General features: G+C 70.6%; 23 protein-coding genes. 13 read left to right on the forward strand and 10 right to left on the reverse strand.

Annotated elements, in window-relative coordinates; translation table 11 throughout:
- Positions 1-72: 72 nt before the first annotated feature.
- The gene (locus FJ091_06465) at positions 73-780 is read left to right on the forward strand and encodes a class I SAM-dependent methyltransferase (GenBank protein ID MBM4382998.1); all 708 of its coding nucleotides are present in this window, start codon (positions 73-75) and stop codon (positions 778-780) included.
- Complete coding sequence (locus FJ091_06470) at positions 753-2246, forward strand: sulfatase (protein ID MBM4382999.1); 1494 nt, start codon at positions 753-755, stop codon at positions 2244-2246. Before FJ091_06465 ends, FJ091_06470 begins: the two co-directional genes overlap by 28 nt.
- Positions 2247-2250: 4 nt before the next feature.
- Here the strand turns inward: FJ091_06470 and FJ091_06475 are convergent, their stop codons facing one another.
- From FJ091_06475 to FJ091_06485, 3 genes are read right to left on the reverse strand one after another with little or no spacing between them, the layout of a single operon-like run.
- Positions 2251-2691, reverse strand: a complete 441-nt coding sequence (locus FJ091_06475; GenBank protein MBM4383000.1) for a GNAT family N-acetyltransferase — start codon at positions 2689-2691, stop codon at positions 2251-2253.
- A gap of 31 nt (positions 2692-2722) precedes the next feature.
- Positions 2723-3691: an NADPH:quinone oxidoreductase family protein gene (locus FJ091_06480; GenBank protein MBM4383001.1), complete on the reverse strand. Its 969-nt coding sequence runs from the start codon at positions 3689-3691 to the stop codon at positions 2723-2725.
- Between the two features lie 46 nt (positions 3692-3737).
- The gene (locus FJ091_06485; protein MBM4383002.1) at positions 3738-5870 is read right to left on the reverse strand and encodes an FAD-dependent oxidoreductase; all 2133 of its coding nucleotides are present in this window, start codon (positions 5868-5870) and stop codon (positions 3738-3740) included.
- 98 nt (positions 5871-5968) lie between these two features.
- Here FJ091_06485 and FJ091_06490 point away from each other — a divergent pair, with 98 nt between their 5' ends.
- Complete coding sequence (locus tag FJ091_06490; protein ID MBM4383003.1) at positions 5969-6859, forward strand: LLM class F420-dependent oxidoreductase; 891 nt, start codon at positions 5969-5971, stop codon at positions 6857-6859.
- 37 nt (positions 6860-6896) lie between these two features.
- Here FJ091_06490 and FJ091_06495 read toward each other — a convergent pair whose 3' ends face one another.
- Both FJ091_06495 and FJ091_06500 read right to left on the reverse strand, forming a co-directional pair.
- Positions 6897-7799 (reverse strand): hypothetical protein, encoded by a 903-nt coding sequence (locus FJ091_06495; GenBank protein ID MBM4383004.1) that lies wholly within the window; start codon positions 7797-7799, stop codon positions 6897-6899.
- Positions 7800-7817: 18 nt separating this feature from the next.
- The gene (locus tag FJ091_06500) at positions 7818-9167 is read right to left on the reverse strand and encodes a phosphotransferase family protein (GenBank protein MBM4383005.1); all 1350 of its coding nucleotides are present in this window, start codon (positions 9165-9167) and stop codon (positions 7818-7820) included.
- Between the two features lie 86 nt (positions 9168-9253).
- Here FJ091_06500 and FJ091_06505 point away from each other — a divergent pair, with 86 nt between their 5' ends.
- The 10 genes from FJ091_06505 to FJ091_06550 all read left to right on the forward strand — a co-directional run bounded on the left by FJ091_06505 (position 9254) and on the right by FJ091_06550 (position 20522).
- A complete protein-coding gene (locus FJ091_06505; GenBank protein MBM4383006.1) occupies positions 9254-9730 on the forward strand; it encodes a hypothetical protein in 477 nt (158 codons plus the stop codon).
- A gap of 60 nt (positions 9731-9790) precedes the next feature.
- Positions 9791-10831: a patatin-like phospholipase family protein gene (locus FJ091_06510; protein ID MBM4383007.1), complete on the forward strand. Its 1041-nt coding sequence runs from the start codon at positions 9791-9793 to the stop codon at positions 10829-10831.
- A 75-nt stretch (positions 10832-10906) separates the two neighbouring features.
- The gene (locus FJ091_06515) at positions 10907-11758 is read left to right on the forward strand and encodes an SDR family oxidoreductase (GenBank protein ID MBM4383008.1); all 852 of its coding nucleotides are present in this window, start codon (positions 10907-10909) and stop codon (positions 11756-11758) included.
- Positions 11759-11761: 3 nt separating this feature from the next.
- Entirely contained in the window at positions 11762-13444 is a 1683-nt protein-coding gene (locus FJ091_06520) for an acyl--CoA ligase (protein ID MBM4383009.1), read from the forward strand.
- Positions 13445-13490: 46 nt separating this feature from the next.
- Positions 13491-15551, forward strand: coding sequence for a PAS domain S-box protein (locus tag FJ091_06525; protein MBM4383010.1), 2061 nt, complete (start codon positions 13491-13493; stop codon positions 15549-15551).
- Positions 15548-16141: a DsbA family protein gene (locus FJ091_06530; protein MBM4383011.1), complete on the forward strand. Its 594-nt coding sequence runs from the start codon at positions 15548-15550 to the stop codon at positions 16139-16141. The genes FJ091_06525 and FJ091_06530 overlap by 4 nt, the downstream gene beginning before the upstream one ends.
- On the forward strand, positions 16141-16788 hold the full coding sequence (locus FJ091_06535) for a class II aldolase/adducin family protein (GenBank protein ID MBM4383012.1): 648 nt from the start codon (positions 16141-16143) through the stop codon (positions 16786-16788). Before FJ091_06530 ends, FJ091_06535 begins: the two co-directional genes overlap by 1 nt.
- On the forward strand, positions 16785-17582 hold the full coding sequence (locus FJ091_06540) for a phytanoyl-CoA dioxygenase family protein (protein ID MBM4383013.1): 798 nt from the start codon (positions 16785-16787) through the stop codon (positions 17580-17582). The genes FJ091_06535 and FJ091_06540 overlap by 4 nt, the downstream gene beginning before the upstream one ends.
- A 104-nt stretch (positions 17583-17686) precedes the next feature.
- On the forward strand, positions 17687-19177 hold the full coding sequence (locus FJ091_06545) for a hypothetical protein (protein ID MBM4383014.1): 1491 nt from the start codon (positions 17687-17689) through the stop codon (positions 19175-19177).
- Positions 19178-19280: 103 nt separating this feature from the next.
- Positions 19281-20522, forward strand: a complete 1242-nt coding sequence (locus tag FJ091_06550; protein MBM4383015.1) for an HD domain-containing protein — start codon at positions 19281-19283, stop codon at positions 20520-20522.
- Between the two features lie 239 nt (positions 20523-20761).
- Here the strand turns inward: FJ091_06550 and FJ091_06555 are convergent, their stop codons facing one another.
- The 5 genes from FJ091_06555 to FJ091_06575 form a co-directional block, all read right to left on the reverse strand.
- The gene (locus tag FJ091_06555; protein MBM4383016.1) at positions 20762-21334 is read right to left on the reverse strand and encodes a hypothetical protein; all 573 of its coding nucleotides are present in this window, start codon (positions 21332-21334) and stop codon (positions 20762-20764) included.
- Between the two features lie 30 nt (positions 21335-21364).
- Entirely contained in the window at positions 21365-22006 is a 642-nt protein-coding gene (locus FJ091_06560; protein ID MBM4383017.1) for a patatin-like phospholipase family protein, read from the reverse strand.
- A gap of 49 nt (positions 22007-22055) precedes the next feature.
- Entirely contained in the window at positions 22056-23555 is a 1500-nt protein-coding gene (locus FJ091_06565) for a wax ester/triacylglycerol synthase family O-acyltransferase (GenBank protein MBM4383018.1), read from the reverse strand.
- A 288-nt stretch (positions 23556-23843) separates the two neighbouring features.
- Positions 23844-23984, reverse strand: coding sequence for a hypothetical protein (locus FJ091_06570; GenBank protein MBM4383019.1), 141 nt, complete (start codon positions 23982-23984; stop codon positions 23844-23846).
- Positions 23985-24027: 43 nt separating this feature from the next.
- Positions 24028-24918 (reverse strand): hypothetical protein, encoded by an 891-nt coding sequence (locus tag FJ091_06575; GenBank protein MBM4383020.1) that lies wholly within the window; start codon positions 24916-24918, stop codon positions 24028-24030.
- Positions 24919-25057 lie beyond the last annotated feature (139 nt).

The following is a 25057-nucleotide window of genomic DNA, read 5'->3' on the forward strand; positions in this document are numbered from 1 at the left end:
GTAGCGCGCCGCGCAGTCGAAGCGATGCACGCGAGTTGACTCGCGCGCCGCCCCGGCGCGAGCATCGCGCCGATGTCCGCGCAGCCCACTGCGATGCTCGCGAACGAAGTGCCCGAGACGCGCTTCGGCACGTGGTTCCAGGGCACCGAGATCTGGCGGCGCTACGTCGTCGCGGAGACGCTCGCAGTGCTGGCCGAGCTCGCGCCGCAGCGCGAGCGCTTCGCGCGCGTGCTCGACGCCGGCTGCGGCCACGGCTTCGCGCTCGCGAGCCTCGACGAGCGTTTTGCGCCCGAGGAGATCGTGGCGCTCGATGCGGATGCGAGCGTGCTGGCGCGCGCCGCGACCGAAGCGGCGCGCTGCCGTGCGAAGGTGGACGTGCGCACGGGCGATGTCGCGGCGCTCGCGTTCGTGGATGGGAGCATCGATCTCGTGCTCTGCCACCAGACCCTCCACCACACGCAGCGCCAGCAAGAAGCGCTCGCCGAGCTGCACCGCGTGCTGCGCCCCGGTGGAGTGCTGCTGCTAGCCGAGTCGTGCCGCGCGTTCGTGCGGCGCCTCTGGGTGCGCGCGTTGTTCCGCCACGCGATGCACGCGCAGCACGGCGCGGACGAATACGTCGCGCTCGTACGCGACGCGGGCTTCGAGCTGCTCGCGCACGCGACGCCGGATCCCTGGTGGTCGCTGCGCGATCTCGGCGCGCGCGACTGGTTGTTGGGACGCACAGCGCGGACGTCCGCCGAGCACACGCTTGTGTGCATCGCCGCGCGCAGGCCGGCTTGATGCTGCGCTTCCTGCGCTTCTTGCTGCGGGGCGCCCTCGCGCTCGTCGTCGTGCTCGGGCTCGGCGCGCTCGGCTTCGCCGCGTGGTTCGCGCTGCGCAGCGCTGGCTACGAGCAGCGCGACGACGAGGTTGCGCTCGCGAGCAAGCAGCGCGAGCTCGCGTGGATGCAGGAGCACGCCGGCGGGAGTGCCGCGCGGCCGAACATCGTGCTGATCCTGTTCGACGATCTCGGCTACGCCGACCTCGGCGCCTACGGCAGCCGTGCGCTCGCAACGCCGCGCATCGACGCGCTCGCCGCCGAGAGTGCGGTGTTCGAGTCCTTCTACGCGCCCGCGCCCTACTGCACGCCCTCGCGCGCCGGCTTCCTCACCGGCCGCTGGCCGATTCGCACGACGCTCACGCACATCCTGTTTCCCGAGGACCACGCGATTCAGCACCTGCACCGCGTCAACGGGCGCTCGATCCGCTTGCCCGCGGACGAGATTCTCTTGCCGGAGGCGCTGAAGGCCGCTGGCTACGCGACGGCGATGGTGGGCAAGTGGCACCTCGGCGACGAAGCGCCCGGTCGGCCTAATGACTTCGGCTTCGACCACTACTTCGGCGTCCTGCACAGCAACGACATGACGCCGCTGCCGCTCTGGCGGAACCGCGAGGTCGCCGAGCCCGATCCCGTCGATCAGCGCTTTCTCACGCCGCGCTACACGGACGAAGCGATCGCGTGGATCGAGCAGCAGCGCGCGCCGTTCTTCCTGCACTTCGCGCACAACTTCCCGCACATCCCCCTCTTCGCGACACCGGAGCAGCAGGGCAAGAGCGACGCCGGGCTATACGGCGACGTGATCGCCGACCTCGACGCGAGCGTGGGTGGGCTCGTCGACGCGCTCGCGCGCATGGGCAAGGCGCAGAACACGCTCGTGCTGATCACGAGCGACAACGGCCCGTGGTACGAGGGCAGCCCCGGCAGCGCGCGCGGGCGCAAGAACGACACGTTCGAGGGCGGCATGCGCGTGCCCTTCATCGCGTGGTGGCCGGGGCAGATCGCGCCGCAGCGCGTCGCTGCGCCCGCCGCGGGCATCGACGTGCTGCCCACGGCGCTCGCACTCGCGGGCGTGCCGCTCCCGCGCGACCGCGCGATCGACGGCCGCGACCTAACAAGCACGCTGCTGCGCGGCGAGGCGCTCCCCGACGCACCCGTCCTCTACTACTCGGACCGCGTGCTCGAAGCCGTGCGCCTCGGGCCGTGGAAGCTGCACGCGCGCCACGGCGTCTACGGCGGCGGCGCCTGGTCGTTCCCGCTCGTGCCCCGCGTACCGCAGGGCCCGTGGCTGTTCGACCTGCGCCGCGACCCCGACGAGTCCTATGACGTGCACGCGCGATTCCCTGATGACTTCGCGCGGCTCGATGCGGTGCGCGAGAAGTGGGAACGCGAGATCGAGGCGAACCCGCGCGGGTGGAAGAAGCGCTGATCGCTCAGCGCGCCGGGGCGAGCGACTGGCGCATCTCGGTGCCGACCGCGACGAAGCCGTACTTGGTGTAGAAGGGGCGGTTCCTCTCGGTGCTCTCGATCAGGTACAGCCCGGCCTCGGCGCAGCCTCGCGCGCGGGCGGCAGCGAGCATCGCCTCGACGAGCAGCCCACCGACATTCTTCCCGCGCGCGGCAGGATCGACGATCAGCTCCTCGAGCTGTGCGTACTCGCCGGCGTATCGAATCGCGAGGTTGTAGGAGACCGTCGCGACTCCGAGCAGCGCTCCACCTTCCTCGGCCACGTGGACTGCGCCGCGCTCGCCGCCGAGCAACCGGCGATACACGTCGCGCCAAGCGGGCGCGGCTGCTTGGCCGGTGAGCGACTCGATCAGCGCGAGGCAGCGCGCTTCGTCCGAGGCGGTCGCGGCGCGGATCACGACGGCCATGCGCTTCCTTTCTCCGCAGTGCGGGTCGCGCTCACGGCACGAGCACGATCTTCCCCACCGCCACTCGCCCTAACAGCTCGCCGAGCACTGCGCCCGCTTCCTCGAGCTTGCGCTCGAACGGCGCCACCGGCTTCAGCTCGCCGCGCGCGATCGCGGCGACGATCTCGCCGATCATTGCCCGGTTGCGCTCTGGATTGCGCGGAACCCAGCCGCCCCACTCGACGCCGACGAGCGTGCGGTTGTTCAGCAGCACGAGGTTCATCGGGATCTTCGCGATGCCGGCGGTGAAGCCGATCACGCAGTAGCGGCCGTCGAAGCCGAGCGCGCGAAGGGCCTGCTCCGCGACGGGGCCCCCCGTGACGTCGTAGACGACATCGAGGCCGCGGCCTTCGGTGAGCTCGCGCGCGCGCGTCTTCACGTCCTCGCCGGGATCGAGCGCGGCGAACGCGCCCGCGGCGAGCGCGAGCTTGCGCTTCTCGTCGCTCGATGCGACTGCGATCACGCGCGCGCCGAGCGAGCGCGCGACGTCGATCGCCGCGAGCCCGACGCCGCCGCCCGCGCCCGTCACGAGTACGGTCTCGCCGGCGGCGACGCGCGTGCGGATCTTCAGCGCGAACCACGCGGTGCCGTACACCTGCAAGAAGCTTGCGCCGCGCGCGAAGTCCACCGAGCCGGGCAGGCGCGTCAGCTGGCGCGACTTCGCGATGAGCGTGTCGGCGAACGCGCCCACGCCCGTCGAAGCGAACACGCGATCGCCGCGCGCGAATTCGCTGACGCCATCGCCTACCGCGTCGACGACACCCGCGCACTCGCCGCCTGGCGTGTAGGGCGGCTTCAGCGGGAACTGGTACTTGCCCGCGGCTGTTAGGGCGTCGACGAAGCTCGCGCCGGCAGCCTTCACGGCGACGCGGACCTCGCCGGGGCCGGGCGCGGGCGTGGGGAGCTCCTCGATCGCGAGGCGAAGGGCGGGGCCGAGCTCGTGGCAACGGATGGCTCTCATGCCGCGCACCGTAGGAGACCGAAGCGGGCGACGCGATTCGCCCGGCTCAGAGCGGCGGCACCGCCGCTGTGCCGAGCACGGCGCGCGCCGCGCCGCGCATCGCGCCTTCGAGGTAGCCCACGCCCGTGCAGTCGCCGGCTTCGCGCACGACGAAGCCCGCGGCGCGCAGCGAGGCGGCGAAACTCGAGTCGCCGCGCGCGCCTTGCGCCACGATCACGTGGTCTGCCGCAACGCGCTGTGCAGCTCCATCGCTCGCCGTGAAGGAGACGGCGTCCGCGGCGATGCGCAGATCCTTCGTACCCGCGAACAGCGCGACGCCGTGCTCGCGCAGCTCGGGGATGAGGCGCATGCGCAGCACCACGCTGAGCCAGCGCCCGAGCTGCGCGCTCTCCTCGATCACCGTCACGCTGCGGCCGCGCTCGGCGAGAAACTCCGCGAGCTCGAGGCCGACCAGCTCGCCGCCGAGGATCGCGATGCGCTTGCCGAGCGGCATCCACTGGCGCGTCGCGCGCCGCACGAGCTCCGGGCTCGCGGTCACGCCGGTCGCCGCGCCCACGCGCGTGGCGAGCCGCGTCGCGAGGCCAGTCTTGCGCTTCAGCGCGTCCGAGCTTTCGCCGAGCATCAGCGCGCGCAGGTCGTCCCCGCTGAGCACGTGATCCTGCTCCGCGCCAGGGATCGGCGGAAGCGCACGCACGGCGCCCGTCGCGACCACGACTTCGTCGGGCGCGAGCGTCCGTAACAACTCCGGCGTCGCCTCCGTGCGCAGCCGCACCTCGACGCGCGAGCGCGCCAGCTCGCGTTCGAGCCACGCGAGCAGGCGCTCGTTCGCTTCGTACGAGAGCGACGCGAAGCGCAGCGTGCCGCCGAGCCGATCGCTGCGCTCGAGCAGCACGACGCGATTGCCTTCCGCGTCGAGGCGCCGCGCCGCTTCCATGCCCGCCGGGCCGGCGCCGATCACGACGAAGCGCTTGCCCTTCGGCGCCGCTGCGCGCGTTTGCAGGTGGTCGAAGCCGAGCGCGGGATTGACCGCGCAGCGCGTCGGCTTGCGCAGGTAGATGTTGCTGACGCACGTGTAGCAGTAGATGCACGGGCGAATTTCTTCGGGTTTGCCCGCGGCGAGCTTGTTAGGGAGTTGCGGGTCGGCGAGCAGCTTGCGGCCCATCGCGAGTAAGTCGAAGGCGCCCGCGGCGATCAGCGCGTCCGCGCGCTCCGGCTCGACGCGACCCGAGGCGATCACGGGGATCCGCACGCGCGCCTTGATCGCGCTGGCGTTGGGAATGTTCAGCTCGGGCTGATGCGGGATGTTCGAGCCCGAGTGCAGCTTCGGCTGCGCGGTGTCGTGATACGAAGTGACGGTGATCGCGTCGACGCCCGCGCGCTCGAGCATGCCGGCGACGGCGAGCGCGTCCTCGAGCGTGGTGCCCACCGCTTTGCCGTGCTCCGCGGAGTCGAGCTTCATCCAGAGCGGGAAGTCCGCGCCGACGGCCGCGCGAATCGCAGCGACGACTTCGAGCATGAAGCGCGCGCGGTTCTCGAGTGAGCCGCCGTATTCGTCCGTGCGCGTGTTCGACGACGGCGAGAGGAACGACGAGATCAGGTAGCCGTGACCGCCGTGCACTTCGCAGCCGTCGAAGCCCGCCTCGCGCGCTCGGCGCGCGGCCGCGCCGAACTGCGATGCAACGAGCGCGATGTTGCTCTTCTCGAGCACGTTCACGCGCGGCATCGATCCACCTGCGAACGCGGCGAGCTCTTCACGAAGAAAGTAGGCGACGAACTCCGCCGAGGTCGCCTTCGGGGGCGAAGGCGCCCACAGCGGGTGGCCGTCGAGCGCGGCGTAGCCGGCGACCAGACCGCCGTGATGGAGCTGCGCCGCGATCTTCGCTCCGTGCGCATGCACCGCCTTCGCGACGCGGCGCAGGCCCGGCAAGAAACGATCGTCCGAGATCGCGAGTTGGTTCGGGATCACCGCGCCGACCGGCCACGCGACGCCGGTGACTCCCATGAGCACGAGCCCCGCGCCGCCGCGCGCTTGCTCTTCGTGGTACGCGACGATGCGGTCGCCCGCGCTGCCGTCGTCCTCGGCGAGGCACACGCCCATCGACGTGACGATGATGCGGTTGCGCAGCTCGAGCCGGCCGATGCGGCCCGGCGACATCAGCTTCGAGTAGGCGGCACCCATCGCGTCTCTCCTCTCGAGCGCAGCGCCGGTCTACCACACGCGCCGCGATGGCAGCGCCTCGGCGAGCGCGGAATCATGGCCCGAGCAAGGAGGCCGCCATGAAAATCGGCTGCGTGTTTCCCACCTGCGAGATCGGCAACGACCCCATCGCGATTCGCGACTTCGCGCAGGCCGCCGAGGCGCTCGGCTACTCGCACCTGATCACGTACGACCACGTGCTCGGCGCCGTGCACGCGGGCCGCGAGCCGAAGCTCGGCGGGCCCTACACGGAGCAGAATGCGTTTCACGAGCCGTTAGTGCTGTTCGGCTACCTCGCGGCGCTCACCAAGAAGCTCGAGCTGGTGACGGGCGTGATCATCCTCCCGCAGCGCCAGACCGCGCTCGTGGCGAAGCAATGCGCGGAGCTCGCGATCTTGTCGGGCAACCGCCTGAAGCTCGGCGTCGGCACGGGCTGGAACTACGTGGAGTACGAGGCGCTCAACGAGAGCTTCGCCACGCGCGGCAAGCGCTTCGACGAGCAGGTGGAGTTGTTACGGAAGCTCTGGGCGACGCCGGTGCTCGACTATCAGGGCCGCTACCACCGCGTCGACCGCGCGGGAATTCTGCCGCTGCCGACGAAGCCGATCCCGATCTGGTTCGGCGGCTTCTCCGCTCCCGCGCTGAAGCGCGCCGCGCGCACCGGCGACGGTTTCCTGTTTGGCGCCGCGAACGCGACGATGCTGAACTTCAACACGCAGCTGCGCGCCGAGCTCGAGAAGACCGGGCGCGCGAAGGGCTTCGAGATCGACGCGATCGTCGGTTACGGCGACGGGCCCGACGGCTGGCGCAAGAGCGCGGAGACCTGGAAGGCCGCGGGCGCGACGCACTTCTCGATGCGCGCGATGAGCACCGGCGCCTCGCTGATCGGCGACAAGGATCCGGGCTTCACCTCGCCGCAGCAGCACATCGATGCGCTCGCGAAGTTCATGGCGGTGGTAAAGGACGTCTAGCCAGCGCAGCGCGCAGCGAGGCGAAGCCGCGCGACGATCAGGAGATCGGAAGAACGTCCGGCGACCAGATGTCCTGGTCTTGGCCGTAACACCCGCCCGCAAAGTCCCAGTGCGTGAGGCTCATCCACGCGAACATCGCGGGCGTCGCCTGATTGGCGAAGCGGTTCACGGTGACGCCGCTCGCGCGCAGCTCGCGGCCGAGCGCGTCGCGCGCCTCGAGCACGACCCGCGCCGGCCAGGCGTGTCCATCGCGCTCGATCGTGCGCGTGCCGGCGACGAGCCCGGACTTCTCGCCGTCGCGCACCAGGTAGCCCGTGACGATCGGCTGTACGTCGCCGCGGCCGCCGAGGCCGGGCGACGCGATCGCCATCGCGAGAAAGTTCTCGCGCTCGCTCGCGATGCCGTAGCTGTAAGCGGCGCGCGTCGGGCGGTCGTCGCGGCGCACGCTCCAGCTGCGGTCGCGCATGTCGGCGTGATCGATCGCGATGCGGCGCCCGCGCAGCGTGATCTCGCCGCGCACGCGGCAGGGCTGGTCGATGTGTCCGTGGCCGTCGCGCACGCCCGCCTCGTGTGCAGGAATCAGTCCCTCGTACTCGAGCTCGGCGCGCAGCGAGTCGGCGTCCTGATAACTCACGCGGTAACGGCGCAGCGGCTCGAGCACCTCGTAGCGCAGGCCGGCGAGCTCGAGTCGATCGAGGTTCGTGAGCGGGAGCGGCAGGTGCCAGCTCGCGCGGTGGTAGAGCACGCGCCACGGCTCGTGCGCGGTGTGGTCCCACACCGTGACGGCGAGCGAGACGACGCCTTGGTTCGGGCGGAAGAGGGGATAGAAGCAGCCCGACATTCGCTCTTCCGGGTGGGCGAAGGAGAACCAGCAGGTTTCGCTCCACCAGGGGTCGTTCGATGCGGGGGAGTGGAAGCGATCGTCGTCGGGCGTGAGCACGCGGCCTCCGCTGGCTTGTTATGGGTTCGTCACAACTGGAATGTCCGCGAGCGGTCGCTTCGCGAGGTTCGCGACCATCGGCCAGAGCACGAGGCGCGCTTCGCCCACGCGCGCCAGCCACGCGAGCCACGCGGCGTCTTCGCTCGCGGGTGCGGCGGCAGTGAGCGCGTCGACTGCGAGGCGCCCTTCCGTGAGCGAGGTCGGCGCGCGGCCCGACCGCTCGCGCAGCGCCTCGCGCTCCGCAGCGTTCGCGGTCTCGCCGAAGCGCGCGAGCGCGGCGGCGTGCATCGCGAGCAGCAACGCGCCCCGCGCGCGGCGCTGCGCCTCGCCCGTGAGCGCGGGCATGAGCACCGTCGCGATGTCGCTCACGAGTGCGTCCATCGCTTCCGCGCTGTCGCGATCACTCGCAGCAGGCGCCGGCGCGAACGCCGGCAGCGCGATGCCCGCGAGCTGCGCGAGTGCGCGAGGGAGCAGCGCGTCGACGAGTGCGATGAGTGAGAAGTACACCGAGCGGTCGAGGGACTTCGCGCCGTTGTCGAGCGCCGCGAGACACGAGACGAGCCAGCGCAGCATCACGAAGGCGCGGTAGTAGGCGACGCGCGCAGGACTCACCGGCCACCCGGTGCGCGAGGACCAGCGCGCGAGCTGCGCGCCGAGATCGCCGATGTCGGCCTGCATGTGATGGCCGCGGAAGGCGAGCCAGCCGAGATCGTCCATCGGGTCGCCGACGTGCGCGAACTCCCAGTCGAGCAGGGCCGTCACGCGCGCGCCGTCGTGGAGGAAGTTGCCGGGGCCCACGTCCCCGTGACACAGGACGGTGTCGCTCGCTTCGGGCGCATTGCGCTCCAGCCACGCGAACGCGAAGCGCGCGAGCGGCGCCGGCCGCTTCACGCGCGACTCGAAGATGCGACGCCAGAGCGCAAGCTCGTTCAGGGCGTGATCTCGTGGCGCACGCGGGCGCGCGAAGCCCGGCAGCTCGAGCTTCCGGGCATCGACGAGGTGCAGCTCGGCGAGCGACTCGGCGAAATCCAGCATCAGCGCCGCGCGCTGCTCGGAGCTGAGCGCATCGAGCTCGGGCGAGCCGCCCGCGCGCTCGACGAGCAGCGCATCGTCGCGCGATGCGATCAGCGCCGGGATGCGCACGCGCGCGCCGCGCAGCGCGCGATACGCCGCGGCTTCGCGCGCGAGCGAGAGCTCCGTGCCCGCGACGGGGCCGTCGCCCGTGTCGAGGCGCAGCACGACCTCCCGCTGCGCGGTGCGCACGAGCCACGTCGCGCGCGAAGCGCCGGCGCCGACGCGCTCCGTGCTCGCGAGCGGCGCGCGCAGCTCGGCCTCGATCCACGCTCGCAGCTCGTCGGGCAGCGACATCGCTCGGCACGATAGATGCGAGCGCGTGCGGCTTGCGACTCACGCGCGCTGCGCGGCACCGTGCTCGCCTTCGACAGGAGAGACGCGTGACCGAGGCCGCACACTGGCGCCGCTGCAGCGCATGCAAAACGTCGATCGCGCTCGGGGCGATTCATCAGGTGTGCAGCGTTTCCACGTGCAATCGCCCGCGCACGGGCCTCGTGTTCTGTTCCGTGAGTTGTTGGGAGGTGCACCTCCCCGACGCCAATCACCGAGAGGCGTGGGCGGTCGAGAAGCGCGCGCCTGCATCGCTCGATCCGGACGCGAACGCGTCGCCCGGCGGGCAGCGCCGCCTCGTGCGGCCCGCCGCTGCGGCGCCCGCGAAGCCCGCGGCGCCGGAGGAAGTGCTGATCATCGCGAGCCGCCTCAAGGACTACGTGCGCGCGAAGGCGGGGTACAACACGAGCGACAAGGTGCTCGAGCCGCTCTCGGAGATCGTGCGCCGCGTGTGCGATCAGGCGATCGAGAACGCGCGCCGCGACGGCCGCATGACGGTGCTCGATCGCGACATTCCCGAGGTGTGATCCGGTTCATATCGAACGGGGCGTTTTGCGCGCAGCTTCGAGTGCGAGAAGAGAGGCGAGATGCCCGTCGAGGTTGCCGGCGCCACGAAGAGGATCGGACTCGCGCTCTCCGGGGGCGGCTTTCGCGCGGCTGCGTTCCATCTGGGCGTGTTCCGAAGGCTGCTCGCGCTCGGCCTGCTCTGGAAGCTGGATCGCCTCAGCTGCGTGAGCGGGGGCAGCATCGCCGGCGCATTCCTCGCCCTTCACTGGGGCGACGCCGCGGCTCTCGACGAGCTCGACGAGTTTCTCGCGTCCGAGTCGCTCGCAGGGAAGGCGTTCTTCTTCGGGCTGTTCGATCCACTTGATTCGCGGCTCGACAAGCTCGCCGGCATGTACGACGCGCATCTGTTCCGCAAGGCGAGACTCGGAGCGCTTCGCGCCGGGCCGACGCTTCACCTCAACGCGACGAACCTCGCCACCGGTAATCGCTTCGCCTTCGTGTGCGGGGCGAACCGCGATTCGGTGATGGGCGATCACGAGACCGGCTACGCAGCAGCCGACGACTTCTCGCTGGCGCGCGCCGTCGCGGCCTCGTCCGCGTTCCCCCCGGTATTCGCACCGATGAAGATCAAGCACGACGTGTTCTCGAATGCGGGTTTCGAGTTCGTCTCGCTCACGGATGGCGGCGTTTACGACAACCTCGGCGTCAACCCGTTGTTGCGATGGGGAACCAGGAGCGAAGAGGAGAAAGCCAAGGATCTCGACTACGCGATCGTGAGCGATGCCGGGAAGCCGTTCGACCTGGACGAGACGCCGACGCGCTTCGGCTCGAAGACGGTGTTCAAGTCGATCGACATCCTGATGGAACAGGTGCGCGGGATGCAGTTCAGCCGGCTACGCCTGCAGCACGCGGCGAACGGAAGGCCGCAGCCGATGTGGTTTTCGATCGACAGCAACGTGGACCCGAGCAAGAAGGCACATGACGCCGACGCGATTGCGGCCTCCAAGATCAAGACCAACTTGAAGAAGCTCTCGGACGCGGATCGAGCCTTGCTTGCGCGCCACGGCGGCAACCTCGTCGAAGCGCGCATTCGCGCATGGGCGCCTGATCTCATCCGCTGACCCGCGCCGAGCGCCGCCGCGCGGGGCGTTGTGCCAGAATGCTTCGCCTTGCTTGGAGGGCGGGCAGTGGCCGGCGTGCGCAGCAAAGGTGGGCTCGAGGGGAAGGCCGTACTTGTTACGGGTGGCGGCACCGGGATCGGGCGCGCCTGCGCGGCGCAGCTCGCGGCGGACGGCGCGGCGGTCACGATCGTGGGCCGCACCGCGAGCAAGCTCGAGGACGCGGCGAAGCGAATCGAGGCGGTCGCGGCGTTCGGCGGCAGCGTGCGCTTCGCGACTGCGGACGTGACGAGCGAAGACGACGTGCAGCGCGCGCTCGCGAAGACGCTGGAAGCGACCGGCAAGCTCGACGGTGTCGTCGCGAACGCGGGCGGCGGCGGCGCGCTGATGCCGCTGCACCTCCAGGACACGAAGGAGTTCCTGCGCGTGCTGCACTTGAACGTGCTGAGCACGTTCCTGTGCGTGAAGCACGCGGTGCCGCTGATGGTCGCTGCGGGCGGCGGCTCGTTCGTCGGCATGTCCTCGATCGCCGGCGGCCAGACGCATCCGTACTTCGGCGCCTACACCGCGGGCAAAGCGGGCGTCGAGGCGCTGATGCGCAACGCCGCCGACGAGTTCGGCCAGAGCGGGCTGCGCTTCAACGCGGTGCGCCCCGGCTTCATCTCGACCGAGATCATGGAAGGCGTGCCGCGCAGCAGCGCGACGTATCAGAGCTACATCGAGAACACGCCGATGAACGACGTCGGCGAACCCGAGCAGGTCGGCGAGCTCGTGCGCTTCTTGATCGGCCCCGAGTCGAGCTGGGTGACGGGACAAATCATCCACGTCGACGGCGGGCACGGCCTCCGGCGCGGCCCGAACTTCGGCCACTTCATCGCGCCCGTTCTCGGTGAAGCGGCGATGCGCGGCAACCTGCCCGGGAGGAAGTAGGCGGTGTCGGAGCAGGTTCGGCTCGGCGTGCGCGCGAGACTCACGGGCCCCGGGGGCCCGTTCGAGATCGTCGAAGAGGACGTGCTCGGCGAGCGAATGCGCGTGTTCAAGAACCGCCCGCGCTCGCTCCGCGACTTGTTACGGGCGTCGGCAGCGCACGGCGACAAGGAGTACCTCGTCCACGACGCGCGGCGCATCACGTACGCGCAGCACCTCGCGCACGTGGCGAGCGTCGCGGCGGCGCTGCGCGAGCGGTACGGCATCGCGCGCGGCGACCGCGTGGCGATTCTCGCCGCGAACTGTGCGGAGTGGCCCCTCGCGTTCTGGGCGACGGTGAGCCTCGGCGGCATCGTCGCCGCGCTGAACGGCTGGTGGACGCCGGACGAGATCGCGTACGGCGTGTCGGACAGCGCGCCCAAGCTGCTGATCGGCGATCGCGCGCGGCTCGCGCGGGCACGCGGCCTCGGGCTCGAGATCCCCGTCGTCGAGATCGAGTCGCAGTTCGAGGAGTTGTTACGGCACGCGCCCGGCGCGGCGCTGCCGGAGGAGCCGATCGCCGAGGACGACGCCGCGGTGATCCTCTACACGAGCGGCACCACGGGGCGTCCGAAGGGCGCCGTCGGCTCGCATCGCGGAATCGCCGGCTTCGTCTCGACCGCCACCTACTCGGGCGCAGAGAATGCGGTGACCGACATGACTCTCGCCGGCGGCGGCGCGCCGGCGGCGGCGCCGAAGCAGGGCGTGACGCTCGCGATGTCTCCGATGTTCCACCTGTCGGGGCTCTACGCGACGATCGTGCTGCAGCTCGCGCTCGGCGGGAAGCTCGTGATGCGCTCCGGACGCTTCGACGAGGCGGAGACGATTCGCCTGATGGCGCGAGAGCGCGTCACGACGTTCGCCGCGCTCGGCTCGATGGGCCCGCGCATCGCGCGCCACCCGGAGCTCGCTCGGCACGACCTCTCGTGCGTCGAGAACGTCGGCTTCGGCGGCGCGCCGGTGAGCCCCGCCGTGCAGGAGTTGTTACGCGCCGCGTTCCCGAACGCGAGCTCGCAGCAGGGCATCGGCTACGGAAGCAGCGAGAGCGTCTCCGCGCCGACGACGATCCGCGGCGCCGAGTACGTGCGGCATCCCACCTCCGCCGGGCGCGTGATCCCCACGCACGAGCTCGAGATCCGAGACGAGCATGGGAAGGCGCTGCCCGAGGGCGTCGAGGGCGAGATCCACATCCGCAGCCCGTACCTGATGCTCGGTTATTGGGGAAAGCCGGACGCGACCGCGAAGACGATCAAGCCGGGCCGCTGGCTCGCGACCGGCGACATCGGCCGCTTCGAGAACGGGCTCCTCTACATCAACTCGCGCGCGCGCGACATGATCCTGCGCAACGCCGAGAACGTGTACCCCGTCGAGATCGAGTATCGGCTCGAGCAGCACGCCCTCGTGCGCGAGGCGGCGGTGTTCGGAGTCGACCACGAGGAGTGGGGCCAAGCGGTGAAGGCGGTCGTGGTGCCGGAAGCCGACGCCACGCTCGACAGCGCCGAGCTCGCGCGCTGGTGCGGCGAGACGCTCGCGGCATACAAGGTGCCGACGGCGTGGGAGGTGCGCAGCGAGCCACTGCCGCGCAACCCGAGCGGCAAGGTGCTGAAAGATGTCCTGCGCGGCGGCACGAACTCGTTCATGGAGGGCTAACCTGCGAGCCGGCGATGGGCCATCGCCGAGATTTGCCGAGGAAATCGTGAAGGCGTTACGCCGGCTGGCGCCGCTGCTGCTCGACGAGCCCGACCAACAACGCCTCGCGTTCAACGTCCGTCGCATCTGCATCTCGAACGGCCTCGCGCTTCTGGTCTGGGCATTGGTCGCGGCTGCCGTGCTTCAGCGTCCCCGCAACGCGTTGCTCGGCGGCGTCGCTGCAGCGGGCTTGTTTGGCCTCGCTGCGCTCGCTCGCAGCCGGCCAATCGGCGCCGGCGCTGGCGTTTCCGCGTGGATCTGGACGATGGGTCTGCTCAGTCAGCTCGCCGCGGGCGGCATGGCGGCGATCTCGACGGCGCCGTACCTGATCGCGATCGCGTCTGCCGGGCTTCTACTCGGCATTCGCCCTGCGATCCTCACGAGTCTGCTCACGGCGGTCGTCAGCGGCGGCGCCGCCTTGGCGGGCGAAGCGGGCATGCTCTCGTCGCTTCTCCCGCCGACGACTCGAGTCGGCATGTGGTGGTTCTCGCTGACGGGGATCGTCGCGATGCCGATCCTGATGAGCGAGGTCCTGACGCGCATGCGCGCGACGTTGCACCAGGTGCAAGGCGTGGAGCGCCGCTATCGCCTCGTCGCGGAGAACTCGCGCGACTTGATCTGGCTGATCGAGAACGGAGAGCTTCGCTACGTGAGTCCCGCCTCGGAGCGATTGCTCGGATTCACGCCGGAAGAGCAGATCGCTCGCGGAGTGAGTCGACTCTTCCTGACTCCTGATTCCGCGCAGATCGCGCAGAGCGCGTTCGCACGCGCGGTTTCCGACGGTGAGCGCTTCATACGCTACGAGGCCGAGCACGTCCGGAAGGACGGCAGCACCGTGATGTGCGAGGTGGACGTCAGCTTGATTCGGGACTCGGGTGGTGACGTTCGTGCCGTGCTCGGAGTGACACGCGACATCAGTGAGCGGCGGCGGGCGGAGCGGGACCGCGAGTTGCTTTCCGCCGAGCTCATCCAAGCACAGAAGATGGAAGTCGTCGGACGCTTTGCGGCCTGCGTCGCGCACGATCTCAACAACCAGCTGACCGTGATTCTCGGCAGCATCGAGGTGATGGCGGATCTTCCCCAACACCTGCGCGCCGAGGCGCACAAGGACATCGAGGAGGCAGCGCAAAGCGCCGCCGCGCTCACGCGCCAGCTCCAGCTCTTCAGCCGGCGTGGCCACCGCACGCCGACTCGATTCGACTTGAACGGGATGGTCCGGCGCCTGCAGCGCACGCTCGCGCGCATCCTCGGAGTCGACATCGAGGTCGTGGTCGGCCTTGCGCCCGTTCCTGCGGTCGTGTTCGCCGACGAACAGCAAGTCGAACAGGCGTTGCTGAACCTCGTGATGAACGCGCGTGATGCGATGCCTGCGGGCGGGCGACTCGGGATCGACGTGGCGGCCGTCGAGAGCCCGAGTGCGTGCTGGCGACTGAGCGTCTCGGACACGGGCACGGGGATCGACGAAGCTTCCAAGCCGCACGTGTTCGAGGCGTTCTTCACGACGAAACCCCCCGAGCTCGGGACCGGCTTGGGTCTCTCGATGGTTCGACGGGTCGTGGAGGAGAGTGGCGGGCGAGTGAGTTTCGAGAGCGCGCTCGGAAAAGGGACGACGTTCCACGTCGATCTTCCGCGACACCTGGGATCGGCGTCGGAGGCGCGCGACGAAGAGGCGGACGATTCGTCGAAGGGCGAACAGGCGACGGTGCTCGTCGTCGACGACTCTGCGGAAGTGCGGGAGCTGCTCACCCGAGCGATCTCTGCTGCCGGCCATCGCGTGCTGCAAGCGGCGAGCGCGGCGCAGGCCATCTCGCAGATTCGGGGGGATCCCCTGGACCTGCTCGTCACCGACATCGCGATGCCGGGGACGCGGGGGCCCCAGTTGGCCGCGCTGCTCCGCAGCAGTCGCCCGCGGCTGCGCGTCCTCTACGTCACCGGATATGCGTCCGACGACCTCGAGCTCGCTAAGGATCCGCTCTCGGCAGTGCTTTGGAAGCCGTTCGGGATGAAGCAACTGCGCAATGCGGTGCGCCGGGCGCTCGACGCTGCGGCAGACGAGAGACTCGAATGAGCGCCGAGCTCGTGAAGCTCTACTTCGACTACAAGAGCCCATTCGCCTATCTCGCCGCGGAGCCGGCCTTCGCGCTGCCGGCGAGTTATCAGGTTTCCGTGCGCTGGATCCCGTTCACGCTGCGCATCAAGGGCAAGGGCGAGCGCTCGCAGTACTCGGAATGGAAGGCGCGCTACTCGTACGTCGATGCCCGGCGCTGGGCGAATCGCCGCGGCGGTTTTCCGATTCGCGGGCCGAAGAAGGTCTACGACACCGCGCCCGCTCTGATCGGCGGCCTCTACGCGCAGCGCGCCGGCGTGTTCCGCGAGTACACGCTGCAGGCATACGCGCGCTTCTTCGATCATCGCCTCGAGCTCGACGTCGCGGACCAGATCGCAGCGCTCCTCGCCGAGTGCGGCGCGAGCGCCGACGATTACCGCGCGTTCCTCGCGGGCGAGGGCCCGAAGCTGCTCGACGCGTGCATCGAAGAAGCCCATGCCGATCACGTGTTCGGCGTGCCGCTGTTCTTCTTCCGCGGCGAGCCGTTCTGGGGCAACGACCGCATCCCGCTGCTCGAAGAACGCCTGCGCGAAGCCGGGCTGGCGCGCTGATGCCGAGCGATCTCCAGCTGCGCGTCGATCTGATCGAGACCGCGCGGGCGCTGCTGCGCGCGGGTCTCGTCGAAGGCACCGCGGGGAATCTCTCGGTGCGCAGCGAGCGCGGGCTCGTGCTGATGACGCCGACTTCGCTCGCGTACGAGACGATGACGCCCGACGACATCGCGCTCTGCGACCTCGCCGGCAACGTGCTCGAAGGCGCGCGCAAGCCGACCACCGAGAAGGCGCTCCACCTCGCCGTGCTGCGCGCGTACCCCGAGCTCGGCGCGGTGATCCACTCGCACGCGAAGTTCGCCTCGATGTTCGCCGTCGCGCGCCAGCCGATCCCTTGCGTGATCGAGGAGTTCCAGATCTACGTCGGCGGCGAAGTGCCCGTCGCCGATTACCGGCTCACGGGCTCCGACGCGCTCGGCGAAGAGTGCGCCCGTCATCTCGCCGAGCGCGCCGCGGTGCTGATGGCGAACCACGGCTTGCTCGCGGCCGGTCGCGATCTCGCGCAGGCGCATCACGTCACCGCGCTCGTGGAGCGCACGGCCGAGATCGTGGCGGGCGCGCGCTCGCTGGGGCGCGTGGAGCCGCTGCCGGCGGAGACGCTCGCGAGGTTCGCGCCGGTGTACTCGGCGCTGAGGAAGCGGCGGTGACGCCGAACGCCGACCTCGTCCGCACCCACGGCTACGCGATCGTGCGGGGCGCGCTCTCGGCGCACGAAGTCGCGGCGCTCTCGAGTGCGGTCGACCGCGCGCTCGCGGATTTCGCGATTCCGTTCGGCACGAACGAGTTCCTCGGCTTCCGCACGCGGCGCGTCTTCAACCTGCTCGCGCGCAGCGAGGCGTTCGAGGCGCTGCCGGTGCATGCGGCGCTGCTGCCGCTCGCGGAAGAGCTGTTAGGCCCGGACTGCTTGCTATCCTCGCTCACCGCGATCGAGATGAATCCCGGCGAAACGTCGCAGCCGCTGCACGCCGACGACGGCACCCTGCCGCTACCGCGCCCGCATCCGCCCTACACCTGCACCGCGATCGTCGCGCTCACGGACTTCACGGCGGAGAACGGTGCGACGCACTTCGTGCCGGGCTCGCACGAACGCGACCGTCGCCCGCGGCCGAGCGAGCGCGCCGAGACGCAGCAGGCGCTGATGCCCGCGGGCAGCGCGCTCGTCTACCACGGCTCGCTGTGGCACGGCGGCGGCGCCAACGACAGCGCTGCGCGGCGGCTCGCGATCATCGTGAACTACTGCGCCGGCTTTCTGCGCCAGGAGGAGTGTCAGCTGCTCGCAGTTCCGCGCGAGCGCGTCGCGAAGATGGCGCCGCGCCTGCAGGCGCTCGTCGGCTACTCCACGTACAAGGGGCTGCTCGGTCACGTCGACCAGCGCAGTCCGGCTGAGCTGGTGAACCCGAACGCCGCGACCGACATGGTGTGGCACCGCATGCGCGGCTGACGGCGGTCGCGGTTTTTTGCAACCCGAGCTTCATGTCGCGCTCACTTCCGCGGGCCGGCGCGCGGCGTAGCGGGGTATCTTGCGCGCTTCCCAGGAGCGCCGCTTTGCCCGCAGCCGACGAGAAACGCGATGGCGTGATTTTTCCGGGCCTCACGGCTTCCGCCATGCTGCACGGCCTGCTCACCAGCGCGAAGCTGCGCTTCAACGATGCGTTTCGCCCGCTCGTCTTCCCGCGCGAGTCGAGCGTGTTCAAGACGACCTACCCACACGTGGTCGAAGCGTTTGAGGCGGTGCGCGCGGCGTCGCCGGAGCGGCGCGAGATTGCGCGCTTTATCGTGGAGAAGAGCCACCGCTGGATCTTGTTGCGGGCGGACGGCGTCGAGCGGCCCCTCGCGGATGCGCTCTGGGAGCTGCCGGAGCCGGCGCCGCTGAAGACGCAGGCACTGCGCGGCCGTGGGCGCTGGGCGCCTTCGGTGCAGTGGGACGGGCGCCGCTGGGCGGGCAGCGAGCTCGGCGGGCTCGGCGAGGCGCTCGTGGCGCGCGACCTCGCGACACCCGCGGTGGCCGAGGCGCTCGCATGGATCGCCGCGAACGCGCTCGACGCGATGGGTCGCCTCGATCTCGGCTCGCGCCGCTTCGCGCTGATGGGCGCTGCCGCCGAGATCGCGCCGACGCGCTTTCTCCTCGAAGCGGGAGCCGAAGTGCTCTGGCTCGACGTCGCGCCGCCGCCGGAGAAGTGGCTCGGCGACGACTCGCTCTCGGGGCGAGTTGTTACGGGCGAGCGCCTCGGCGATCTGCTCGCGCAGCCGCGTGAGATCGCCGCGGCGATCGGCTCGTTCGCGTCTACGGGAGCGGTCGACTGCGGCCTGTTCGCCTACGCGCCGGGCGCGGGGCGCGAGTGGCGGCTCGCGAGCACGATGAACGCGATCGTCGACGCCGTCGGGCCCGAGCGTGTGCGGTCCGCCGCGCTCTACGTGTCGCCCACGCACCCGGCGGTGCTCTCGCAGCCCGAGCTGGCGATGGCGACGCGCCGAACGCTCGCGATGCCTGGCTGGCAGCGCGCGCTCGGCTCGCTGGGCTTGCTCGGCACGGCGGGCCAAACGCCCGAGGGCTCGGCGGCGCGCGTGCAGCGCTCGGTCGTACCGATTCAGGGCGCGAGTTATCAGGCCGCGCAGTACGTGGAGAAGGTGCTCGCGATGGAGCGCTGGGCGGCGTACGGCATCGCCGGCCGCGGGGGACAGGCCGCGCTCTCCGCGAACGTCGCGGGCATCACGCGCACGCACTCCCTCGAGCATCCGCTCTTTTCGGCGGCTTACCTCGGCTGCGGCACCTTCGGCGTCGAGACGTTCGCGCCCGAGACGACGCGGCCGCTGAACGCGCTGCTCCTGCTTCACGATCTGCTGAACCCGAAGGCGGCGGGTGCGCCGGGCGCGGAGCGCGCGCACGACATCCAGCGCGTGTTCGCGCAGCGCGTGCACGGCGGTTTGTACGGCCTGCCGTTCGACCTCCAGCCCATGCTCGTCGCGGCGGGGGTGATCGGCTTCGCCAAGAAGCCGGCGCTGCTCGCGGGGCTCCTCCGGAGCGGACCCAAGTAGGCCCAGTCCTGCGCGGGCGAGATCGAGTCCGCGCCGAGTTGCCGGCGGATTGCGCGCTCAAGCACCCCGCGAGCCGAGCCGACAAGGCGGGGCTGGGGGAAGCATGGGCGGCGGCTCGCGGTTTTCGTTGTTCTCACAGCGCTTCGATCGCGCCGTGCTCGCGGCCTACTTCCTCGGCGGCGTCGCCCCGATCGGCGCGCTCTTCTTCGTCGTGCGCGAGTTCGTGCTGCCGGGCTACGCCGTCGGTTCGCTAGGTCACGTCGCATGGATCGGCGGTGTCGCGTCGCTCGCGACGCTCTCGCTCGCGGTCTACTTCGCGCTGCGGCGTATCTCGGACACGACGCTCTCGCGGATGCGGGCCGACAACCAGCGCCTCGCGACGCTGCTCGCCGCCTCACGCGAGCTCGGCGCTGCGCGCGAACCGGACGCGATCCTCGCCAGCGCGAGCGCGCGTGCCCGCGAGTTCTCGGGCTCACCGCACGTCGCGCTGCTGATCGCCCAAGATTCGGAGAAGCCGCTCGAGCTTCGCCAAGCCGATGCCGCGTCGCGGAGCTGGTTCGATGCGAACGCAGCGGAGCTGACCGAGCTCGCCGGCGCTGGCGAGCTGAGCAGCACTGCCGCGGGCGCGCGGGCCACCGTGAGCATCCCGTTCCGCGTCTCTGCGCACGTTCGCGGCGCTCTGCTCGTCGAGGCGCCCACGACGGCGCTCGGCCACGAGGCGATCGACGCGCTCACGACGATCGCCGGCATGACGAGCGGCGCGCTGCAGCGCAGCGATCTCGAGGACGCGCAGCGCAACTTCTTCGCGCACGTGACGGAGCTGTTGGTGACTGCGCTCGACGGCCACGTCGTGGGGCGCCGCGGTCACGGCTCGAACGTGGCGCGCTTCGCGAATCGCCTCGCGCACGAGATCGGCCTCGACTCCTCGCGCAAAGAGCGGCTGCACTTCGCCGCGATGCTGCACGACATCGGCATGCTGAAGATCGATCCCGCGCGGCACCTCGACGCGAAGTCGGTGCGCGCGCATCCCGTCCTCGGCGCGCGCATGCTCTCCAGCATTCGCCTCTGGGAGCCGCTCACTCCGTTCGTCTTGCATCACCACGAGCACTGGGACGGAAGGGGCTACCCCGACGGCCGCGCCGGCGAGGCGATCCCGCTCGAAGCGCGCGTGCTCTCGCTCGCGGACGCGGTCGACGCGATGGCGCGCGCGGAGGGCCATCGCGCGGCCAAGAGTGCAGCGGAGATCGTCGAGGAGTTGAAGCGCTGTCGCGCGACGCAGTTTGATCCCGCGTTGGTAGATGCTTTCGTTGCTCTTGTGGATCGCGGAGAGTCGGGCCTCGACTGACGTGCGTCGCGATCGCCGGCGCGCGTCGGTGCATCGTGTTTGTGGCGGAGTTCGCGGCGCGCCGGCGATTTCTCCTGGTTTACTTCGCAAAGCGCTCCGAAGACTCCGCGCTTTGCTGCGCGCTTCGCTTGCGGTCTCGGCCGACCTGATTGGGTGGAGCGTTCGAGTTCGAGGATGGAACTGCGTTGGCTCGGCGCGGCAGGGCATCGGGGTGGTGCGAGTCGGGTTGTCGATCGCTCTCAGTCGTCGCTGAAGAATTGGGCGAGGTCGCCGGCGTTGCGTTTGGCGTCTTCGTAGCCGAGGGAGAGGAGGCGGCTGGTGAAGCTGCGGTCGAAGAGGACGTAGCTGAGCAAGTCGGACTCGAAGGGGTCGTCGCCGAGGTCGAAGGCGCGGCGCAACAAGCGGATTGCGGTGGGGGCGCGCTCGCCGCCGTCTTCGCCGTGGATGGCTTGGCCCGCGACGGTGCCCACTTCCTCCGAGGGGCGCAGCGTGTACTCGTCGATCACGCGCAGTGGGTGGCCGCGCTCGGCGATGACCGCTTCGTTCACGCGCGCCCACACTTCGTCGCCGGCGGCGCGGCGCACGCGGCGCACCACGTCGTTCAGCATGCGCAGGTGGGCGAGATCGTTCTCGACGTGATCGAGCACGAGTGTGTTGAGCACTTTGCCGAACATGAAGAGCGGGTTGCCGTAGCTCTCGAGTTGGCGCGCGGAGGCGTCGGCCTCGGGGCCCTCGGCGGGGCCGCGGCGCAGCGCGATCGTCATCACGCGGTCGGCGCCGAGCCTGAGGACCGGCGCGAGCGGCGTGTTCACGCGCAGCCCGCCGTCGGCATAATAAGTGGGTCAGATGCGCACGGCGGGGAACACGACCGGGATCGCGGCGGAGGCGAGCGCGTGCGCGGGCCCGAGCTTCGCGGGCCGCGCGATCATGGCGGGGTCGTGGCTCCAGGCTTCCTCGCGATAGCCGCGCGCGTCGTGGAAGACGACGGCGCGGCCCGTCGAGATCTGCGTGGCCGCGATGCATACGCCGTCGATGTGCTCCTCCGCGAGATTGCGGCGGATGCGCGGCCACGGAATCGCGTCGCGCACGAGGCGCTCGAGGTTGGCGGTGTTGAGGAGCCCGTACAGGCGATCCGGCGGCTCGCCCTCGCGGAGCGCCTTCGGCGCACGCAGCGCGCGCACTACGCGCCGCGGCAGCGCCACGACCTCGGAGAGCGCGGAGCCGAACAGCTCTGCGAACACCATCGACTCCCACACGCTGCGCAGCTGCGCGCCGCGCTCCGTGCCTTGGTCCGCGGTGGCGGCGACGAAGCTCGCGTGAATCGCGCCGACCGACGTGCCGCTCACGAGATCGACGCGCGGATCGTGCCCGAGCAGCTTCGGCAGCTCCTCGAACAGGAAGCACAACACGCCCGCTTCGTAGGCACCGCGCGCGCCTCCGCCCGACAGCACCAGCGCGCGCTTCAGCTTCCGTTTCTTCGCCACGCGCACAGCTTCCCCGACGCGCGCGGCCGGCGCGAGAGGCGAAGCGAGGTCAGGCGCTCGCGACGGCCGCGAGCTCGCGCCCGGGCGCCACGCCCGCGGCGCGCGGCGTCTGCTTCTTGTGCCCAGGCTTCGCCGCAAGCTCTGCGAACGCGGCACGCAGCGCGCGCACGATGGCGTGCAGGTCCGGCACGCGGTCCTCGTCGGCGTTGAGGCCGAAGCACAGCTTCCCGTCGTAGCTCGTGGCCGCGATCGTGAGGCCGACGTTCGCGATCAGCGGCGCCAACGCGAACATCGACTCCATGCGCGCGCCGCGCAGGTAGAGCGCGTGCTGCGGGCCGGGCACGTTCGTCACGACGAGGTTCTGTGCGCCCTGCGAGAGCGCCTGCAGGTCGATCGGCAACCACTCGTGCAGCGCGAGCAGGCTCTGAATGCCCGCCGAGACGTGCTGATCCTTCAGCTCGCGCGTTGCAGTGCGCACTTTGTGCAGCCGCTCGACCGGGTCGATCTCGCCGAGCGGCAGCTCGACCACCCACGACGAGACGAAGTTGCCGGCCTTCTCGCGCGTCTTCTCCTCGCGAATGTTCACCGGGCAGCTCGCGCGGAAGTCGAGCGCGCCCGGCTCGATGCCGCGCTCGTCGAAGAACGTGCGCAGCGCGCCCGCAACGACTGCCAGGACGAAGTCGTTGAGCGAGGCGCCGTGCGCGTGCGCGGCGTCCTTCGCCTCGGCGAGCGCGAAGCTCGTCCACTCCACGCTGCGGTGCGGGCCGATCTTGCCGTTGAGGGGCGTCTCTGACGCTGCGGCGAGCTTGAAGCGCGCCAGCGCGCCGAGCGCCCGCGTCCGCTCGCGCAGCTTCTCGCGCGTCTGCTCGCCGTCGCGGAGCGCATCGGCGGCGCCGCGCGCGAGGCGGAAGGGCAGCTTCGCCCAGTGCAGCCAGTCGTCGCGCTTCAGCTCGAACGCGCTCGGCGGCGTCTTCGCGATGAAGCGCGGCGCCTCGGGCAGCGGCGCTTCGGGATCGCGCGAGAGCAGCTGCGAGATCAGCTGCATCCCGCCCGCGCCGTCGAACATGCAGTGGTGCGCTTTCGTCACGAACGCGAAGCGCTTGCTACCGAGCTGATCTCCGCTCGCCTCCGGCTCACCGCGCGCTGCGCTTGCGAGTCCCTCGATCACCCAGCTCTCCCAGAGCGGCCGGCCGCGGTCGAGCGGCGTCTCGGCGATGTGCGACACGAGCCGCCGCAGCTGCGCCTCGGCGCCGGGGTGTGCCACCGCGACGTGCCGCAGGTGGTGGTCGAGCTGGAAGTGCTCGTCGTCGACCCACACCGCGCGCTGCGTGCCAGGAATGAACGCGAGCTTCTGGCGGTAGCGCGGCATGCGCGGCAAGGCGGCTGCGACGGCCTCGCGCACGGCGTTGAAGTCGACACCGTTCCCGCGCGCGAGCGGCCCGCACTCGAAGATCTGCACGCCGACGCCGTGCATCGGCAGTCGCTGCGACTCCCAGCGCAGGAAGTCGTTGTCTTGCGCCGACAACCGCGAGTACGCGTAGCGACTCATCGCGCCCACCTCCGCGAGGCACACGCAGCAATGGTCATGCCGGCTCGCGACCGAGCGGGGCGCAAGGCGCTGTCGCGCCGCGCCTCGCGACCCCGCGCTGCTGCCCCGCGAAGACACAGCGCCCGCCCGCGCGTGGCGACCGGGCGCTGGCCCTCGAGCTCGCGCGCTTGGCAGGGCGAAAACGGCGCGAGCTGTAAGTCATCGAGCGGAGACGCCCGCGAGGGCGCTCACCTCCTCGTCAACCCGAGGCCGGCGTGGCGGTTTCGCTTCTGCGACTGCCGGCGTGCTTCAGCTCGCGGGCGGCGGCGTGCTCTCGGCCGCGGTGGCAGGCGGCTCAGGGCCCTCGATCGCGCTGTCGTGACAGAAGCTCGCGCGCGGCGGCTGCGGCGCGAGCTCGCTCGCGACGCCTGCGTCGAGCCCAGCGCTCACGAGCAACTCGCGCAGGCCGACGGCAGCGAGGCGGTGTCCGGCTTCATTCCAGTGCGCGTTGTTCTCGATGTAGGTGCGCTCGATGCCTGCGTCGCGGAACGCGTCGGTAAGTGAAGGGCACGCTCGCGCGCGTCGCCCATTCCCTCAGAGCGGCGCGTCGGAGGCGGTCGTCGGGTGTGTCGCCTCGCCCGGGCAGGAACAGCGCGGCGAACCGAGAGCCGAGCGCGCGCGACGACTCGTGCATGCGCGCGAAGATCGCCTCGTTGATCGCGAGGAAGTTCTCGTCTCGCTGGGTGCGAAGCTGGACGTAGAGCTGCCAGAGCCGGGCGCGTCGCCAGCCGACCGGCGGCGCGAACGGCTCGTCGACCAGCTTCCCGTCGCGGACGGCGAACTTCGGCAGCGGGAAGCCCATGCCCGCGTAGTGCGGACTCGGGCGCACGAAGTCTTGGGTGTAGAGCGCGAGCACGACGTAGTCGGGATCGAGCGTCGGCCCGAGCGCTTCCAGCGCACGCAGCATCTCCGGCGCGCCCCAGCCTGTCTGCCCCACGCTGTCCACGCGGATCGAGGGCGTGACCTGCTGCGCCACGTCGGTGAAACGCTCGCTCACTTCGACGCCGGCGCCGAACACGAAAGAGTCGCCGAGCACGGTGACGCGCTTGCGCGAGTCGCGGGCGCCGAACTCGTGCGCACTGCGGAAGCCGTCCGAGTTGGAGATCACCTCGAGCAGCGGGCCGCCGGTCGTCGGGTAGCGGAGGCAGGTGCGAGCCGACGGGTAGAGCCGATAGCCCATGATCGGATCGGCCTTCACGAGGCCGGGCGAGCGCTCCACCGGCGGCCAATCGGGCGGCGTGTACTTCCCGATCACACGCAGCACGACCTCGGTCGAGAACAGCGCGACGAGGATGGCCACCAGCAGCAGCGCGAGATTCTTCACGCTGCGAGCTTAGAGCCTATCCGAAAACCGCCCAGGGTGTTAATGATTGACAAGCCGTGACCCTCCGACTGGCGACCGGGGGTGAAGTGTCTGCACGAGGGAAGGCTCACCGGGGCTGGCGGATTCCCGACGAGCTGTG

Source organism: Deltaproteobacteria bacterium, from assembly GCA_016875395.1.
Taxonomy (GTDB): domain Bacteria; phylum Myxococcota_A; class UBA9160; order UBA9160; family UBA6930; genus VGRF01.

What these genes read in the sequence shown, in the direction of transcription:
- FJ091_06490 (MBM4383003.1), top strand. Translation starts at nt 5,969, where the DNA reads ATGAAAATCGGCTGCGTGTTTCCCACCTGCGAGATCGGCAACGACCCC.
- FJ091_06565 (MBM4383018.1), bottom strand. Translation starts at nt 23,555, where the DNA reads ATGAGTCGCTACGCGTACTCGCGGTTGTCGGCGCAAGACAACGACTTC.
- FJ091_06480 (MBM4383001.1), bottom strand. Translation starts at nt 3,691, where the DNA reads ATGAGAGCCATCCGTTGCCACGAGCTCGGCCCCGCCCTTCGCCTCGCG.
- FJ091_06530 (MBM4383011.1), top strand. Translation starts at nt 15,548, where the DNA reads ATGAGCGCCGAGCTCGTGAAGCTCTACTTCGACTACAAGAGCCCATTC.
- FJ091_06535 (MBM4383012.1), top strand. Translation starts at nt 16,141, where the DNA reads ATGCCGAGCGATCTCCAGCTGCGCGTCGATCTGATCGAGACCGCGCGG.
- FJ091_06475 (MBM4383000.1), bottom strand. Translation starts at nt 2,691, where the DNA reads ATGGCCGTCGTGATCCGCGCCGCGACCGCCTCGGACGAAGCGCGCTGC.
- FJ091_06485 (MBM4383002.1), bottom strand. Translation starts at nt 5,870, where the DNA reads ATGGGTGCCGCCTACTCGAAGCTGATGTCGCCGGGCCGCATCGGCCGG.
- FJ091_06550 (MBM4383015.1), top strand. Translation starts at nt 19,281, where the DNA reads ATGGGCGGCGGCTCGCGGTTTTCGTTGTTCTCACAGCGCTTCGATCGC.
- FJ091_06510 (MBM4383007.1), top strand. Translation starts at nt 9,791, where the DNA reads ATGCCCGTCGAGGTTGCCGGCGCCACGAAGAGGATCGGACTCGCGCTC.
- FJ091_06465 (MBM4382998.1), top strand. Translation starts at nt 73, where the DNA reads ATGTCCGCGCAGCCCACTGCGATGCTCGCGAACGAAGTGCCCGAGACG.
- FJ091_06500 (MBM4383005.1), bottom strand. Translation starts at nt 9,167, where the DNA reads ATGTCGCTGCCCGACGAGCTGCGAGCGTGGATCGAGGCCGAGCTGCGC.